Raw genomic sequence first — 16,892 nt, forward strand, 5'->3', positions numbered from 1 at the left:
CGGGTGTGGGCATTTTGTAAGACGTTAGCTAATGCTTATTGTAAGCCAAGCTTCTTCTCTAGGTAGTGGATGTTTGCACCACCGTGTTGGAAGTTTTCGTCATTCATAATAGAGAATTGCAGTGGCACGTTAGTTTTGATGCCTTCGATGATCATCTCACCCAGTGCGTTTTTCATACGTGCAATCGCTACATCACGGTTCTCACCGTAAGTAATCAGTTTACCAATCATTGAATCGTAATGAGGTGGTACTGTGTAACCAGAATAGATGTGTGATTCCCAACGCACACCCATACCGCCAGGCGCGTGGAAACGCTCTATCTTACCTGGAGATGGTAGGAAGCGTTCTGGGTCTTCTGCGTTGATACGGCACTCAATCGCATGGCCACGGATCTTAATGTCATCTTGAGTGAATGACAGAGGTTGACCCGCTGCAACGCGAAGCTGTTCTTTGATTAGGTCGATGCCGGTAACCATTTCTGTTACTGGGTGTTCTACCTGAATACGAGTGTTCATTTCGATGAAGTAGAATTCACCGTTCTCGTATAGGAATTCGAACGTACCTGCGCCGCGGTAACCAATTTCGATACATGCACGAGTACAACGTTCACCGATGTACTTACGCATCTCTTCAGTGATACCTGGTGCGGGCGCTTCTTCCACTACTTTTTGGTGACGACGTTGCATTGAACAATCACGCTCACCAAGGTGGATTGCGCCGCCTTGACCGTCAGCGATAACTTGCACTTCAACGTGACGAGGGTTTTCTAGGAATTTCTCCATGTAAACCATATCGTTGTTGAACGCTGCTTTTGCTTCAGCACGCGTCATTGCAATCGCTTGGATTAGGTCTTTTTCTGCGCGAACGACACGCATACCACGGCCACCGCCGCCACCAGACGCTTTGATGATGACTGGATAACCAATGCGTTTAGCAAACGCCTTGTTTTTCTCTTCGTCGTTGTCCAGAGGACCGTCAGAACCAGGCACACAAGGAACGCCAGCTTTCTTCATTGCATTGATAGCCGACACTTTGTCACCCATCAGGCGGATAGTGTCTGCTTTTGGACCAACGAAGATGAAACCACTGCGCTCAACTTGCTCAGCGAAGTCTGCGTTTTCTGACAAGAAGCCGTAACCAGGGTGAATGGCAACTGCTCCTGTTACTTCTGCTGCAGAAATAATTCGTGGGATATTTAGGTAGCTGTCGATACCACGAGCAGGGCCGATACACACGGTTTCGTCTGCGAGTAGTACGTGCTTAAGATCGCGGTCAGCTGTCGAGTGAACAGCGACGGTCTTAATACCTAATTCTTTACAAGCGCGAAGAATACGAAGTGCAATTTCACCTCGGTTCGCGATGACTACTTTGTCTAGCATAAGGCAAGCCCCGCTTATTCGATTACAACAAGAGGTTGGTCGAATTCAACTGGTTGGCCGTCTTCAGCTAGGATCGCTGTAACAACGCCAGATTTGTCCGCTTCGATTTGGTTCATCATTTTCATTGCTTCAACAATACATAGCGTATCGCCAGCATTTACTTTCTGACCCACTTCTACGAATGCTTTAGAGTCTGGGCTTGGAGAACGGTAGAAAGTACCAACCATTGGAGAAAGAACTTGGTGACCTGCAGGCGTTGCAGCAGCTGGAGCTTCTGCTGCTGGCGCTTCTGCTACTGGTGCCGCTGCTGCTGGAGCAGGTGCCGCTACTGGAGCTGCTGCGTAGTGAACTGGTGCTTGAGGGGCTGCAGTGCCGTGACGACTGATGCGTACTGACTCTTCACCTTCAGAAATCTCTAGCTCAGCAATGCCAGACTCTTCAACTAACTCAATTAGCTTCTTGATTTTACGAATATCCATCTTTTCTTTCTCTTTTATCTTGTGATTAAGACAACCCTCGTGGGGTTGCAGAGTGTTAGGGTTACTTTGCCTGTAGCTTATTAATCGCGGCAGACAGAGCGAATTCATAACCTTGTGCGCCTAGACCGCAAATCACGCCTTCTGCTTTATCTGACAGATAAGAGTGATGACGAAATGGTTCACGTGCGTGCACATTTGATAAGTGCACCTCAATAAATGGGATGGCGACGCCAAGTAATGCATCTCGCAGTGCCACACTGGTATGAGTGAAAGCCGCTGGATTGATGATAATGAAGTCAATCTTGCCATAAGCAGCATGAATGGCTTCAATCAGTTCGTACTCACGATTTGATTGTAGGTGTTCCAGTTCCACCCCAGCGTTATGAGCTTGCTTCGTAAGAGCATCCACAACTTGTGCTAAGGTGCTGTGACCATAGTGTGTCGGTTCGCGCAGACCCAATAGGTTAAGATTTGGTCCGTTTAGAACAAGAATCCGTGACTTTGCAGACATTATGTTGCTATCTTCCCTTATCGTGAGTGGAACGTTTATATTCCCAAATATACGATAGTTCAGCACGATTTTTTTGTTAAAACCGAGCAAATTTTAAAAAATCGACCAAGATTATAGCTAATTCATAGCAATTAGCAGCAATTTACTGGTCTAATCTCCTAATAGCCACCTTCGTTTCTGTAACCAAGTTAACAAAAACAACATAATTGCCATGTTCTTTGTGTGGCTAATTTGTGCGCAAAAGCAAAAAACCGCCATGAGTGATGGCGGTTTTTAAAGTGCTTTTAAAACAGTTGGTTGAATTTATGCCAATTCTGCTTTCTCTGCGATAAGTTTGTCTACCACGCTCGGATCGGCAAGCGTTGATGTGTCTCCGAGGTTGCTTGTATCGCCCGTTGCAATCTTACGCAGGATTCGACGCATGATCTTACCAGAGCGAGTCTTCGGTAAGGAATCCGTCCAGTGCAGTACATCTGGTGTCGCGATTGGACCAATCTCTTTACGCACCCAATCTTTAACTTCTTTGTGCAGCTCTGCTGACGGGAATTCACCATCGTTCAATGTAATGTAAGCGTAGATAGCTTGGCCTTTGATGTCATGTGGAATACCAACAATCGCCGCTTCTGCAATCTTGTGGTGCGCCACTAGCGCTGATTCAATTTCAGCGGTACCCATACGGTGACCCGACACGTTTAGTACGTCATCAACACGGCCAGTGATCCAGTAGTAGCCGTCTTCGTCACGACGCGCACCATCACTGGTGAAGTACATCCCCTTAAAGGTTGAGAAGTAGGTCTGTTCAAAGCGCTCATGGTCGCCGTAAACCGTGCGCATCTGGCCTGGCCAAGAATCAAGGATAACCAAGTTACCTTCAGCAACGGTATCTTCAAGAATGTTGCCCATATTATCGACAAGAGCAGGCTGGACGCCGAAGAATGGGCGAGTCGCAGAGCCTGGTTTTAGATCGGTTGCCCCTGGTAGTGGCGCAATCAAGATGCCGCCAGTTTCCGTTTGCCACCAAGTATCGACGATAGGTGAGTTCTCGTTACCAATCGTTTTGTAGTACCACTCCCACGCCTCTGGGTTGATTGGTTCGCCCACTGAGCCCATGATGCGCAGGCTTGAACGAGATGTGCCTGCAACCGCTTCATCACCTTTTGCCATTAGCGCACGAATCGCGGTTGGGGCGGTGTATAGAATGTTGACTTGGTGTTTATCAACCACTTCACTCATTCGGCTTGTGCTTGGGTAGTTTGGTACACCTTCGAATAAGATGGTCTTCGCCCCATTTGCAAGTGGACCGTAGATTAGGTAAGTGTGACCGGTAATCCAACCCACGTCCGCGGTACACCAGAAGGTTTCGCCTGGTTGGTAATCGAACACATATTTGAAGGTCATCGCCGCGTAGACGAGGTAACCACCAGTAGTGTGTAGTACACCTTTAGGTTTGCCTGTTGAACCTGAAGTGTAAAGGATGAAGAGCGGATCTTCGGCTTTCATCTCTTCTGGTGGGCAAACGTCAGAAACGTTAGCTGTTGCTTCGTGCCACCAAACATCACGGTGTTCATGCCATTCGACATCACCACCTGTACGTTTAAGCACCAACACTTTATTGATGGTTTTTACGTCTGGGTTAGTTAGTGCTTCGTCCACGTTCTTTTTCAGTGGAACGGCACGCCCGCCGCGCACGCCTTCATCAGCGGTGATCACGACTTTAGCGTCAGAGTCGATGATACGGCCAGAGAGAGCTTCTGGTGAGAAACCGCCAAATACAACGGTATGAACCGCACCGATGCGGGTACAAGCGAGCATAGCCACTGCGGCTTCTGGCACCATTGGCATGTATAAACACACCACGTCGCCTTTACGTACGCCTTGCTCTTTCAATGCGTTGGAGAACTTACATACTTCTTTGTGCAGTTCGTTGAAAGTGAGTGTTTTGTCGTCGGCTGGATCATCGCCTTCCCAGATGATTGCGACGTCATCCCCGTGTTCTGCGAGATGACGGTCAATACAGTTAGCCGAGACGTTCAGTGTACCGTCTTCAAACCAACGAATGTCGACATGACCAGTATCGAAAGAGGTGCTTTTTACTTTGGTGAAAGGTTTGATCCAATCAACGATTTTACCGTGTTCGTTCCAGAAGCCCTCTGGATCGGTTACCGACTGCTGATACATTGCTAAGTAAGTATCATTATCCGCGTGTGTATGTGTTTTAATATTTTCTTTTACCGGATAAACGTGGGCTTCGCTCATGGCTTCTCTCCTTGTGCCTTATTTCTCGGCCTTACACCAATCTAGATAAGATTTTGAATATGTTTTTGTAGGGCTGTTTTTTGGTTCTAAATAACTTGGTCGTGGTAATGACGACGTTGTGCTTATAACTGTCAGTCACTGCGCGTATTTCCACAATTAGACTTTAGGATGAGAGTGAAGGAAGCGCCGTGAAATCGCTGAAACAAAAGTATTTCTGGGAGCTAGGTCAACTGATTTTTATGTATACGGCGCAGTTAGGTTGGGCAAATCGCCTTTCGTTAAGCGAACAAAGACCAAAGCGGCAGAAATCGCATCTTGTAAAGCGTCGTGTTTATCTTGGATAGGAAGTTCGAGGTGTTTACAAATCGCATCCAGACTTAAGTCGAAATAGGCATTCGGCAAATGTCTTTCCAGCTTGTCGTGATAAATCTGACTTACCTCGATGAGCGGGTTAGGAAGTGGAAAGCCAAGTTGCCTCAGACAAGCAAGATCTAAGATCTTTTTATCGTAACGAATGTGATAACCGACAAGTGGTCGGTTGCCGATAAAGTCGAGCAGCTCGAGCAGCGCCTCTTTTTCGCTAATCCCGTCGACTAAGTCTTGGTGGCGAATTCGATGAATTTTGACTGAGCCAGAATCGAGCGATTGCGGCGCGCGTAAGCGGACTTCAAATGGCTGGCTAGTGATGATGCGGTTGTCGATGATCTTCGTGGCCGCAATGGTCACCAACTCGGCGCGATTTGGATCAAGGCTGGTGGTTTCGCAGTCGAGCGAAACGTATTCCGTTTTATCGGGCGTGCAAAAAAGCGACTGATAAGGAGAGCCTTTCAGTTTGTAGTGCCAGTATTTGCGTTGTAACCAGTTCATTGCCTACGCCTCTGTATGATTTATGAAAATCACGGTTAATCACGAATTTGATAGTGGAAGCCTAAAAATTGCTTAAATTTTTTCACTACATGTAAGCTGTGGCGAAGTAAATCACGCTCGGTTCTATCCAGTTGTTTAATATCAATGTTATTCAATGCTTCTTGCTTTTTGAGTTGTTGATTAAGGCGAACCTTAAAGAACAATTTCAGTGCTTCGTTGAGGTTATCTGCCGTTTCAGGCTCTAAGATGCGTTTTTTCCGAAGTGCTTCAATGCGCTCAAACGTGTTCTTCTCCTCAATGGCATATTCCAAAGACAAGGTGCGAATGCCGTGCACAATTGGGAAAATGCCGCCGCGTTTAATATCTAACCCGTCCTTAGCACTTTTTACGTTGCCAAACAGAGTTAGGGGCACAGAAAACTGCAAGGCAGGGCGAGTAAAATCAGACAGTATCAACATGCGATCTTTCATTGTGTCGCGAAGGTGGGTCGCGATTGGAGCCAGCAGTTCGCGATTTCCCGCAACAGCATGGGCGTCACTGAAAATGGCTAAGTCCATGACTTGTTGTGGTTCGGCTTTGGCTATCCAGCGGTCTAAGGTGTTTATCCACTCTTGCTGCGTTTTGACCCATTTCGGGTTGTTGACCATGACTTTACCCGGACAGAGTGGGTAGCCGAGCTGTTGTAGAGTGTGCGTGAAGGATTGCATCACTTGTTCGCAATGAGGCCATTCCAAACCATCTTGAATAATTAGAGCATTGTCTTGGTCTGTCTTGAGAATTTGTTCTCCTCGACCTTCTGAGCCGAGCACGATTAAGCAACAATGATCGTGCAAGGCAGGTGGAACCACTAACTCAAACGCTTTTTCGATAATTTGCTCGTTCACGGCGGAAATCAGCTCCATGATAAAGCGAGTGCGGATGCCGTTTCTCAATAAACTCTCGACCAATTGACGCTGGCGGTTTGAGGCCAATGCGAGCTCTTCCACACTGCTTGCTCTGGCAATACTGAGCGTTAATACGTGAGAGTGGGTAGAGAACGCGCTGAGAATTTGGGTCATATCCAGCATGCCGACGGCTTGGTTGCCATCACATACCATGAGACGCTTCATTCGATTTCGAGTCATGGTGATCATGGCATTGAACAAAAAGTCACCATCATCAACGTGATAGACAGGAAAGGTGGCGATATCACCGACAGGGGTATTGAGTGCGCAGCCATCTAACATCACGGAGTGCAGCATGTTGGTGCGCGTCACGATGGCGTATGGATGAGCCGAAGGCCATTTTTCTAATCGCGGATCGTCATCATTGAGTTTGACAAGTGCTGCATCGATCCCATTTGCTTTTAGGGTGTGCGTCACCTCGTTAATCGGCGTATTTGGCTCAAGGATCATCGGTGGGTGATAAATGCTGCGGTCCACTTTGGTGAGGATAAACTCTGCCAAGTTTTGTTGTTGGTGAGCGGCTTCGATGAGCTCTTGTCGCTTTGATAAATTGTTATCGAAATAGGCCGCAAACTGACCATTCTCGTTGTAAAGCGCCAGAAAGACGTCTTTCGGCAGCAGATAGGAGAGTGTGTCCTCAAGAGCGATGTATTGATGACGTACGTTGTCTTCAAGTAATGAGCGCACATCAAACATATCGTCGTTGGCATAATGCGCGAACACTTCCTGCTGATCTTGGGAGCGTTCTTCTACCGCGCCTTTGATCAGAATGTGCAAGTGAGGGTTTTTCTGTCCGCAAGATAAAATAACATCTCGAGCTCGATAGTAGGCAACGTCCAGAGACGAGCGCAGTCGTGTCTGTTGTGCTTCGGTTAAGCGGTCGAACGGTGGAGATTGCATGTTAAATTTGTCAGGCATGAGAACACCCAATGATGGAAGGAACACTCTCTAAGTCTGACAAATTTCCTACTGGAAGCCAGACGACTTTGGTCTAAATCACGATGATTTCGCTTTAAGATGGCCAATGTCGCAAAGTTAGTATTCCATCGAGGAAACGATAAGTTGCCTATTCTTCCCTTTTTATAATACGCATAGCGATCCATAATTCCCGGTTCGAACGTTGATGTTCCCGTTTTAGGATATTAGTAATGTTGAAACCTTCTCCGTATGGCTGGATTTCCCAGTACTTTCTCGGATTCTTCTTTGCGTATGGCGTATATCTGCCATTTTGGTCACTTTGGTTTAAGGAGCAAGGTGTCTCTTCGACCGACATCGGTTTGCTAGTTGGGTTAGGTCTTGCGACACGTTGTGTCGCCAATATCGTGATCACCCCACGAGTGCACAAAGTTGAACACCTTATGCCTGCTTTACGTTGGTTGAGTTTCGCTGCCCTCCTTTTTGTTGGATTTCACTTTTTTACAGGTGGCAGTTTTTGGTTAATGGCGTTAGCGACGGTGCTATTTAACCTCTGTTGTGGACCGATTGTTCCATTATCGGATGCGATGGCAAACTACTACGCTCGTCTGAAAATGCTCGACTACGGCCGTACGCGCTTATGGGGCTCGATCGCCTTTATAGCGGGTTCGACGGCCGTGGGTTATCTGGTGGCTGAATTTGGCTCTGATATGATCTTGTACACGGCGATGGCCGGGGTATTAGTTTCGTTGCTATTTTCAATGCGTATGACTAACCCGATGCCCGTTACGCTTGGTGGGCAAAGCACGGAGCGTCCAAAACTGAGTGCTCTTTTGACAGACAAGCCGATACTTAAATTCTTAGTGTTGGTGTCATTAATTCAGGGCAGTCATGCGGCTTACTACGGTTTTAGCGCTATTCACTGGAAAGCCGCAGGTCATTCGGAAGATGTGATTGGCTATCTGTGGAGCTTGGGTGTTGCAGCCGAAGTGGCAGTGTTTGCGCTGAGCAAGCGTTTATTTGTCGGTTGGTCAATGCGTGCGTTATTTGTTGTTGCTGCCGTTGGTGTGATGATGCGTTGGGGCATTACGGCATCGACAACGTCGATTGTTGCTTTGGTGATTGTTCAATTATTGCATGGCGTGACCTTCGCAACGGCACACATTGCTGCGATTCAATATATCCAAAACTCGGAAGAGAATAAGATAGTGGCGCTGCAAGCATTGTATAACGCGATTCCGCTAGGCGCATTCATCGCACTGATGACCGTGTTGAGCGGTTGGGGTTATGAGCACTGGGGACCACTTGTGTTCTGGGGCATGGCCGCGATGGGTTTATTGGCATTGTTCATCAAGCTCGAACCACAAGAGCCACATCATGTGGTCGATGTATCAGACAAGTCACTGGAAACACAGAATTAGACTTCTGTGACAAAGGTTAAAAACTAAGCTTTGTCTCCGTTGTGAAAGCAGTGTTAAATGAAACCTCTCCCTAATGGAGAGGTTTTTTTATTCTCTTGCTTTAAAACGGCAAGAAAGGCAAGAAAGGATATCGGATGCAAGGATGGCTGGTGGTTCCCGTTTCTTTGGCGTATTTGGGAGCCTTATTTATCATCGCGTGGTACGGCGACATTCAGAAAAGGTGGTTAGCACGCTGGCGGCCGTGGATTTATAGCCTTTCCATTGCGGTGTACTGTACATCGTGGACCTTCTACGGCACGGTCGGGCAGGCCAGCACTAACCCTTGGTCTTTCTTGCCCATCTATATTGCCCCCATTTTAGTGTTTACCATCGGATGGCGCGTTTTAGCTCGGCTTATTTTGATTGCTAAACGGGAACACATCACGTCGATTGCTGATTTTATCGGAGCTCGTTACGGCAAATCTCAAGGTTTGGCCGTAGTCGTTACACTCATTGCGGTTGCGGGAATTTTGCCGTACATCGCTTTGCAGTTGCGTGGTATCACCATGGGGCTAGAAATCATTGCCCCAGAACTGGCTACCGATTTTGGTTATCAAAACGATAGCGTGTCGTGGTTTGTCGTGGTCGCACTGGCAATTTTTACCATGCTATTTGGTACCCGGCACATTGATAACACGGAACACCATCGTGGGATGATGATGGCGATTGCCTTCGAATCGATTATCAAACTGTTGGCGTTTTTAGTAGTCGGTGTATTCATTGTTTGGTTGGCGATGAACACCGAGAATTTGAGCTTAGTTGACGTTGCCACACAGACGTATCAGTCACCAAACATCCCTACCATATTGATTCATACCGTACTCACGATGCTGGCGATTGTTTGTCTTCCACGACAATTCCATACGATGGTAGTGGAAAATGAACGCGCGCAAGATTTGCATGTTGCTCGTTGGTTGTTTCCCATTTATCTGATCTTGATGGGGATTTTTGTTTTACCTATTGCGTGGGTAGGGCAAGGGTTGTTGAGTGGTGCTTCGCCTGATACTTATGTGATCAGTGTGCCGATGTCGGTAGGGGCGAGTGAAATCGCTTTGCTTGCATTTTTAGGCGGCACTTCGGCGGCCAGTGGCATGGTTATCGTGTCGACGATTGCCTTAGCGATCATGGTATCGAACGACTTGGTTATGCCACTACTGTTGCGTCGCATGCGATTGACGCAGCGTAACCATCATCACTTCTCTGAATTATTACTGCGGATCCGCCGTGGTCTGATTTTAGTCCTACTAATTGGCGCTTGGGGTTTTTATCAAGCGTTAGATACCATTCACTCACTCTCAGCGATCGGCTTTCTCTCATTTGCGGCGATCACGCAATTCGCGCCTGCGCTGGTGGGCGGTATGTACTGGCGTCAAGGGAATAAGAAAGGTGTGTATGTTGGCTTGGCGGTAGGCTTTACCATTTGGCTGATTACGTTAATGAGCCAAACGGACATGCTTGCCGGGAATGCCAGTAACAACTTTTTGATTTGGTTGATCACCCCACCAGAGGTATTGGCTGGCTTTGACATTGCGATTTCAGATTGGGGGATGATCCTCAGCGTGGTCGCCAATGCAGTGTGTTTTGTCGTGGTTTCTATGACTACACGACCAAGCCTAAGTGAGCGCTTACAATCGGCGTCATTCGTTGGTACGCCACTGCCTGAAAGCGAAAACATGAGCCTATACCAGAGTCGTGTTACGGTTGCTGAACTAGAAATGCTAGCGTCTAGGTTTGTTGGGCGAACGCGAGTAAAAGCGGCTTTTCAAGCGTATTGGAGCCAGCAACGAGAAGAGCTAATGCCGAATCAGCAAGCGCCATCTTCTCTGATTCGACATACTGAACGTGTATTAGCCGGGGTATTCGGTGCTTCTTCTGCTAAGTTAGTACTTACTTCTGCCCTGCAAGGAAGAAACATGCAGCTTGAAGAGGTGGCGACAATCGTCGATGAAGCCTCTGAACTGTACGATTTTAGCCGAGGCCTACTTCAGGGGGCGATTGAACATATCGGCCAAGGTATTGCGGTGGTCGATAAGCAATTACGCTTGGTGGCTTGGAACCAACGCTACTTAGAACTCTTTGAATTTCCGCCAGGCTTGATCCAAGTTGGGCGACCGATTGCGGATGTGATTCGGCACAATGCAAAGCAAGGTTTATGTGGCCCAGGCGATCCTGATGACCACGTCCGTCGCCGTGTGTATCACCTTGAGCAAGGGACTCGGCACACCTCTTCTCGGGTCCGCCCCGATGGTCGCGTGATTGAGGTACAAGGTAACCCAATGCCAGGTGGTGGCTTTGTGATGAGCTTTACCGACATCACCGTATTCCGAGATGCAGAGCAAGCGCTGAAAGACGCCAACGAGACATTGGAAGAAAGGGTACGTCTGCGGACTCGGGAATTAGAACAACTTAACAAGCAGCTGGTGGCAGCGACGCAACGCTCCGATTTGGAATCGAAGTCCAAATCACGGTTCTTGGCGGCAGTAAGCCATGACTTGATGCAGCCACTCAACGCTGCGCGCCTGTTCGCTTCTTCATTGTCGGAAGTAGCCAAAGACAGCGAAGCCAAAAAGCTGTCGGCTCACATTGAGAGTGCTTTAGAGGCGGCCGAAGACCTGATAGGAGATTTGCTGGATATTTCGCGCTTGGAGTCGGGCAAGCTGGAAGTCAATGTGCACGGTTTTGCGTTAAACGATGTGTTGTCGAATTTGAATGCGGAGTTCAGCGCATTAGCCAAGCAACAAGGTATAGCATTCACCATGATTCCATCCTCACTCATGGTGAAATCGGATCCCAAACTGCTGCGCCGTGTGGTGCAAAACTTCCTGACCAATGCGTTTCGTTATAACCCGAATGGCAAAGTGGCGCTTGGTGTTCGCCGGGTAAAAGGGCGAGTGCGTATTGATGTGTGGGACAACGGTGTAGGTATTGAAGAAGAGAAGCAGCAAGAGATCTTTGAAGAGTTTAATCGCGGAACTCAAGTTCGTTCCGACCAAGGTCTCGGGCTTGGTTTGGCGATTTCCAAGGGAATTGCTCAAGTGCTCGGGCATGAAATTTCGATGCGTTCTTGGGTTGGTAAAGGCAGTGTCTTTTCCATCACGCTTGATAAAGCCGATCATGTGCAGCCGCCCCCAGTTCAAGTCACGACAAGTAACCAATCTGAACTTGGTCATCTAAGAATTCTATGTGTCGATAATGAGCCTGACATTCTAGTCGGCATGGAAAACTTACTGTCTCGATGGGGCTGCGATACGCGAGTGGCGACCGATTTGGTAGAAAGTCTACAAGCTCTCGAGGATGGTTGGATTCCGGACGTGATTTTTTCCGATTACCGACTTGATGATGGTCGTACTGGTTTAGAAGTGCTACAGCAATGCCGCCTGAGATTAGGCCACAGCTTTGAAGGCGTCATCATTAGTGCAGATCGCACCGATGATATGCTTGATGGCATCAAGGCAAATGGGTTCAGCTTTATTGCGAAGCCAGTTAAGCCGCTTAAATTGCGTTCGGTGCTCAACCGCGTCGCATAGATTTAAAGTGTTTTAGCGTTGCTATAAAAGAGACCTCCGAATGGAGGTCTCTGTGTTTGTAATCTTATTTTGGTTTGTAGGCTGAGTTTGCCGCTTATTCCGCAACACCACCTTGGGTGAGTTTTGCGGGATTAAGCAATCGTTCTAGCGTGGCTCTATCTAAATCGGTTTCTTCTTCTGCGACATCAATAATCGCACGACCCTGCTTATAGGCTTTCTTCGCGATTTCTGCCGCTTTCAGGTAGCCAATGACCGGGTTGAGGGCCGTGACCAAAATTGGGTTTTTGGCGAGCGCTACATCCAAGTTATCTTGACGAACTTCGAATGTTGCAATGGCCTTATCGGATAAAGCGGTTGCGCTGTTAGCGAGCAACTCGATGCTCTCCAATATATTATGAGCAATGACAGGTAGCATGACGTTTAGTTGGAAGTTACCAGCTTGGCCCGCGACGGTAATAGTGGTGTCATTACCAATGACTTGCGCTGAGGCCATAGCTGCGGCTTCTGGGATCACAGGGTTTACTTTGCCAGGCATGATGGAAGAACCCGGTTGCAAGCCTTGTAATTCAATCTCACCTAAACCAGCCAATGGGCCTGAATTCATCCAACGAAGATCGTTTGCGATCTTCATGATCGCAACTGCTGCTGTTTTGAGCTGTCCCGACAGAGCGACGATCGCATCTTGACTGCTTAAATTGAAAAAGAAGTTATCACTGGCCGTGAACTGAATACGAGTTGACTGGGTTAGGTTGCTAGCGAATAAGTCTGCAAAGCGTGGATCGGCATTGATCCCCGTGCCAACCGCTGTACCACCTTGGGCTAAGGCTTTTACCGCTGGCAGTGCTTGCTCAATCGCTTGCTTAGCATGGTCGATTTGGAACTGCCAACCGCCAAGCTCTTGAGCAAAGGTAATGGGCATCGCGTCCATTAAGTGAGTGCGACCGGTTTTTACAACATCTTTCAATGATTGCTGCTTAGACTCTAGTGCTTGGCTGAGGTGTGACAGGGCCGGAAAGAGCTGTTTTTCAATGGCTAATGCTGCGCTAACTTGAATTGCGGTTGGCACCACATCGTTGCTGCTTTGTCCCATGTTGACGTGATCATTAGGACTGACGGTACCGCCTAGATGCTGGGAGGCCAGTGTTGCAATCACTTCATTCGCATTCATATTTGAGCTGGTGCCTGATCCGGTTTGAAATACGTCAATTGGAAATTGCTCAATATGATTGCCCTCGATAATCGCCTGAGCTGCGTCAGCAATCGCATTAGCGATATCACCTTCAAGCAGCCCCAATTGTGCGTTGGTGAGTGCCGCAGTCTGCTTGATGTGTGCCAACGCTTGGATGAAGCCAGATGGCATCTTATATTGACTGAATGAGAAGTTATCGACGGCGCGCTGAGTTTGGGCTTGGTAGAGTGCATCTGCTGGGACTTTCACTTCGCCCATACTGTCAGTTTCTATGCGGAATTCGGTGCTCATGGTAGGGATCCTTTTGGTTAATCGAGTGAGATTTGAATCAGGCGTAATTGTTGTTGTAATGCGAGAAATTTCACGTCGCCTTGTTCAAACTGATAGTAATAGCGTTTGAGACAGAATAATGGCGTATGGATAGAATCGAGACAGACACGACGGAAGATGCGACTGCGAGTGGAGTCTTGAATTGCGTCTAGTAGATGGAAATAAACCTGACGCAAAAACAGCTCACACAACAATAGATTTTCTTCATCGGCACCGTGTTCATAGCAGGAAGACAACACCATTCCCCAATGAATATAGTCATGAATTACGTCTGGCTCAAAGCCGTGTGGTGCGGCGAGAAGGAATCTATCTTGTGCTTTAAAAAATGCGTTGAAGATGTCCCGTTTGTTGTCCATAACCACCTCTTGTTTAATGTAATGATAATTATTATCAATTAAGTGGTGGGTTGGCAACCCTTTTTAGAGTAAGAGGTTGTTGAAGAAAGACTTACGGAAACAAAAGCCGACGTAAAAGCGTCGGCAGAGAGGGAATTATTTAGTCCTGAGGTGACAATGAGGTATCGACGTTTTGGATATCGGTGTCTTTATCTGTGGCCATTACTCTGTAAATAAGGTTTCGTACTTCACAAACGCGGTTTGTGTTTCGCCGTAATAAAGTGTGCCTCCAGATTGAATGACGACTCTTAACCAACTTTCTGCGGATGCTGGTCTTGGTAAGGTAATGTACCAACTTTTTCCAGCCTGATCGGCGGGCTTCATATCAATCGGCTGAGCATTTTTCTCTTCGTCATTAACGATGGAAACTTTGACCCCTTCGAGTGGATAGGCGGCATTGAGTGACAATTCTAAGCCATTTTTCGTGAGCTGTTCTGAGCGAAACTTCACTTTAAAGTCGCCATTTTCCATGTCACACAGTCCACTGGTGTAACGACAGTTAGACTTACTCGCGAGTTTGTAAGTTTCCCCTTCTTGTGCCGCGTGGGGTTTCTCGCTGAGTGCCATATCGGTGCCGAAGTAGGCGATCAAAGAAAGAATCGGCGCAATCAGCAGAGCGAGAATAAAGTGCTTGTTTTTGAACATAAAATACTAATTCCATCAATTATCTGTTCATTTTAACTGGCTAAAATCACTAATAACTTCGTTAATGATTTTGAAGGTAGAGCAACTAGCTTGCTGCAATCTTTGCCTTGTTCTAAACAATGGTTTCTGCGTTCCCCGAACATATAACCAATGCCATTCGTGTGCTTCCTTGCTACGGCTCAGGGAATCTAATTATTAGAATAAGTTAGGTGAATAAAAAAGCCCCAAGTGGGGCTTTTGTGGCTTGCGTTATATTTTAGTGATCCACGGCATCGCCTGCACCAACAGGGACACGAACGTGTTCAACAAGATCTTTAACTTCTTGAGGTGTTTCCGCCGTAACTTTCGATACCGCGAATGCCACGATGAAGTTAAATAGTGCGCCGATAGCACCAAACGCGTTTGGCTCAATACCTAGGAACCAGTTGGTTCCCCAGCTTTCTAGATATTTCCAGTCAGCAACGAATAGGATGCCTTTGTGCTGGAATACGTAGAACAGTGTGATACTGATACCGGCAATCATACCGGCGATTGCGCCTTCTTTATTGATGCCTTTACTGAAGATACCCATCATCAACGCAGGGAAGATGGATGACGCAGCAAGACCAAAGGCGAGCGCCACCGTACCAGCTGCAAAGCCTGGAGGATTCAATCCGAGATAGCCTGCGGCTGCGATTGCCACCGCCATCGAGATTCGGCTGGCAAGCAGCTCCTTCTTCTCGGATATGTTCGGATTTATAACCCCTTTGATTAAGTCATGGGAAATCGCCGACGAAATAGCAAGCAACAGACCCGCTGCTGTGGATAGTGCTGCAGCGAGACCACCAGCGGCAACGAGTGCAATGACCCAGTTTGGTAGCTTAGCGATTTCTGGGTTTGCTAGTACCATGATGTCACGGTCAACTCGCAATTCATTGGTATCAGGATTTGAGGTGTACTCGATCAGGCCATCGCCATTCTTATCATCAAAGCCTAATAGACCTGTTGTTTCCCAGTTTTTGAACCAATCAGGGCGCTCATCATACGCAAGGTGCTGACCAGGCGCAGGGTTGACGGTATCCATTAGGTTTAGACGTGCCATTGCTGATACTGCTGGCGCCGTTGTGTATAGAATAGCGATGAACACAAGTGCCCAGCCTGCAGAAGTACGCGCATCACGCACCTTAGGTACTGTAAAGAAACGGATGATAACGTGTGGTAGACCTGCAGTACCGATCATCAATGACATGGTGTAAACGAACATGTTTAGTGTGCTACCGCGAACCTGCGTAGTGTATTCACTAAAGCCGAGTTCGGTCACCACTTGGTCGAGCCTATCGAGCAGATAAACATCGGTGCCTTGAATGGTACTCCCGAGGCCAATCTGAGGTAGCGGGTTACCTGTAAGTTGCAGAGAGATAAAGATTGCAGGGATAGTGTAAGCAAGAATGAGTACGCAATATTGAGCAATCTGCGTGTATGTGATGCCTTTCATGCCGCCAAGTACTGCGTACATGAATACAATACACATACCAATCAGTAGGCCTGTTGAGTAATCAACTTCTAGGAAGCGACCGAAGGCAACGCCAACGCCTTTCATCTGGCCGATAACATAAGTGACCGATGCGATGATAAGACAGATAACCGCCACGATACGTGCCGTGTTCGAGTAGAAGCGTTCACCAACAAACTCTGGCACCGTAAACTTACCAAACTTACGTAGATAAGGGGCGAGCAACAGTGCAAGCAGTACGTAACCACCCGTCCAACCCATTAGGAATACGGAGCCGCCGTAACCCATAAAGGCAATCAGACCCGCCATTGAGATGAACGATGCCGCCGACATCCAGTCAGCAGCGGTTGCCATACCGTTAGCGATTGGGTTGACCCCGCCACCTGCGACATAGAACTCTTTGGTTGACCCCGCACGCGCCCAGATCGCAATACCGATGTAGAGGACGAAGGTTGCACCAACAACCAGGTAGGTAATAGTTTTCAAATCCATCTGAGTTACTC

At 47.7% G+C, this 16,892-nt stretch carries 12 protein-coding genes; 2 read left to right on the top strand and 10 right to left on the bottom strand.

Annotation, left to right across the window (positions count from 1 at the left end; genetic code table 11):
- Positions 1 to 35: 35 nt before the first annotated feature.
- The 6 genes from accC to L3V30_RS18705 form a co-directional block, all read right to left on the bottom strand.
- Positions 36 to 1,379 (bottom strand): acetyl-CoA carboxylase biotin carboxylase subunit, encoded by a 1,344-nt coding sequence (accC, locus tag L3V30_RS18680; protein ID WP_005397839.1) that lies wholly within the window; start codon positions 1,377 to 1,379, stop codon positions 36 to 38.
- A 14-nt stretch (positions 1,380 to 1,393) separates the two neighbouring features.
- Positions 1,394 to 1,858 (bottom strand): acetyl-CoA carboxylase biotin carboxyl carrier protein, encoded by a 465-nt coding sequence (gene accB / locus L3V30_RS18685; protein ID WP_005397840.1) that lies wholly within the window; start codon positions 1,856 to 1,858, stop codon positions 1,394 to 1,396.
- A 61-nt stretch (positions 1,859 to 1,919) separates the two neighbouring features.
- Positions 1,920 to 2,369, bottom strand: coding sequence for a type II 3-dehydroquinate dehydratase (aroQ, locus tag L3V30_RS18690; protein ID WP_005397842.1), 450 nt, complete (start codon positions 2,367 to 2,369; stop codon positions 1,920 to 1,922).
- Positions 2,370 to 2,672: 303 nt separating this feature from the next.
- Complete coding sequence (gene acs, locus L3V30_RS18695; RefSeq protein WP_006742998.1) at positions 2,673 to 4,625, bottom strand: acetate--CoA ligase; 1,953 nt, start codon at positions 4,623 to 4,625, stop codon at positions 2,673 to 2,675.
- Between the two features lie 237 nt (positions 4,626 to 4,862).
- Positions 4,863 to 5,492: a 3'-5' exonuclease gene (locus L3V30_RS18700; protein ID WP_005382363.1), complete on the bottom strand. Its 630-nt coding sequence runs from the start codon at positions 5,490 to 5,492 to the stop codon at positions 4,863 to 4,865.
- Positions 5,493 to 5,527: 35 nt separating this feature from the next.
- The gene (locus L3V30_RS18705; RefSeq protein WP_237309526.1) at positions 5,528 to 7,354 is read right to left on the bottom strand and encodes a DUF294 nucleotidyltransferase-like domain-containing protein; all 1,827 of its coding nucleotides are present in this window, start codon (positions 7,352 to 7,354) and stop codon (positions 5,528 to 5,530) included.
- A 230-nt stretch (positions 7,355 to 7,584) separates the two neighbouring features.
- On the opposite strand from L3V30_RS18705, the gene L3V30_RS18710 reads away from it, so the two are divergent.
- Complete coding sequence (locus L3V30_RS18710; RefSeq protein WP_237309527.1) at positions 7,585 to 8,772, top strand: 3-phenylpropionate MFS transporter; 1,188 nt, start codon at positions 7,585 to 7,587, stop codon at positions 8,770 to 8,772.
- A gap of 134 nt (positions 8,773 to 8,906) precedes the next feature.
- The gene (locus L3V30_RS18715) at positions 8,907 to 12,338 is read left to right on the top strand and encodes a PAS-domain containing protein (RefSeq protein ID WP_237309528.1); all 3,432 of its coding nucleotides are present in this window, start codon (positions 8,907 to 8,909) and stop codon (positions 12,336 to 12,338) included.
- 94 nt (positions 12,339 to 12,432) lie between these two features.
- On the opposite strand, the gene L3V30_RS18720 is transcribed toward L3V30_RS18715, so the two are convergent.
- From L3V30_RS18720 to L3V30_RS18735, 4 genes are all read right to left on the bottom strand, one after another.
- Entirely contained in the window at positions 12,433 to 13,818 is a 1,386-nt protein-coding gene (locus tag L3V30_RS18720; protein ID WP_152815385.1) for a class II fumarate hydratase, read from the bottom strand.
- 17 nt (positions 13,819 to 13,835) lie between these two features.
- Positions 13,836 to 14,213 carry a hypothetical protein gene (locus tag L3V30_RS18725; RefSeq protein WP_012841320.1) on the bottom strand — a complete coding sequence of 126 codons (378 nt, stop codon included), beginning with the start codon at positions 14,211 to 14,213 and terminating at the stop codon, positions 13,836 to 13,838.
- 201 nt (positions 14,214 to 14,414) lie between these two features.
- A complete protein-coding gene (locus L3V30_RS18730; RefSeq protein WP_012841321.1) occupies positions 14,415 to 14,897 on the bottom strand; it encodes a hypothetical protein in 483 nt (160 codons plus the stop codon).
- A gap of 256 nt (positions 14,898 to 15,153) precedes the next feature.
- Positions 15,154 to 16,881, bottom strand: coding sequence for a sodium:solute symporter family protein (locus L3V30_RS18735; RefSeq protein ID WP_005397550.1), 1,728 nt, complete (start codon positions 16,879 to 16,881; stop codon positions 15,154 to 15,156).
- Positions 16,882 to 16,892 lie beyond the last annotated feature (11 nt).

The sequence above is a fragment of the Vibrio sp. A1-1 genome (genome assembly GCF_021728175.1).
Taxonomy (GTDB): Bacteria; Pseudomonadota; Gammaproteobacteria; order Enterobacterales; family Vibrionaceae; genus Vibrio; species Vibrio diabolicus.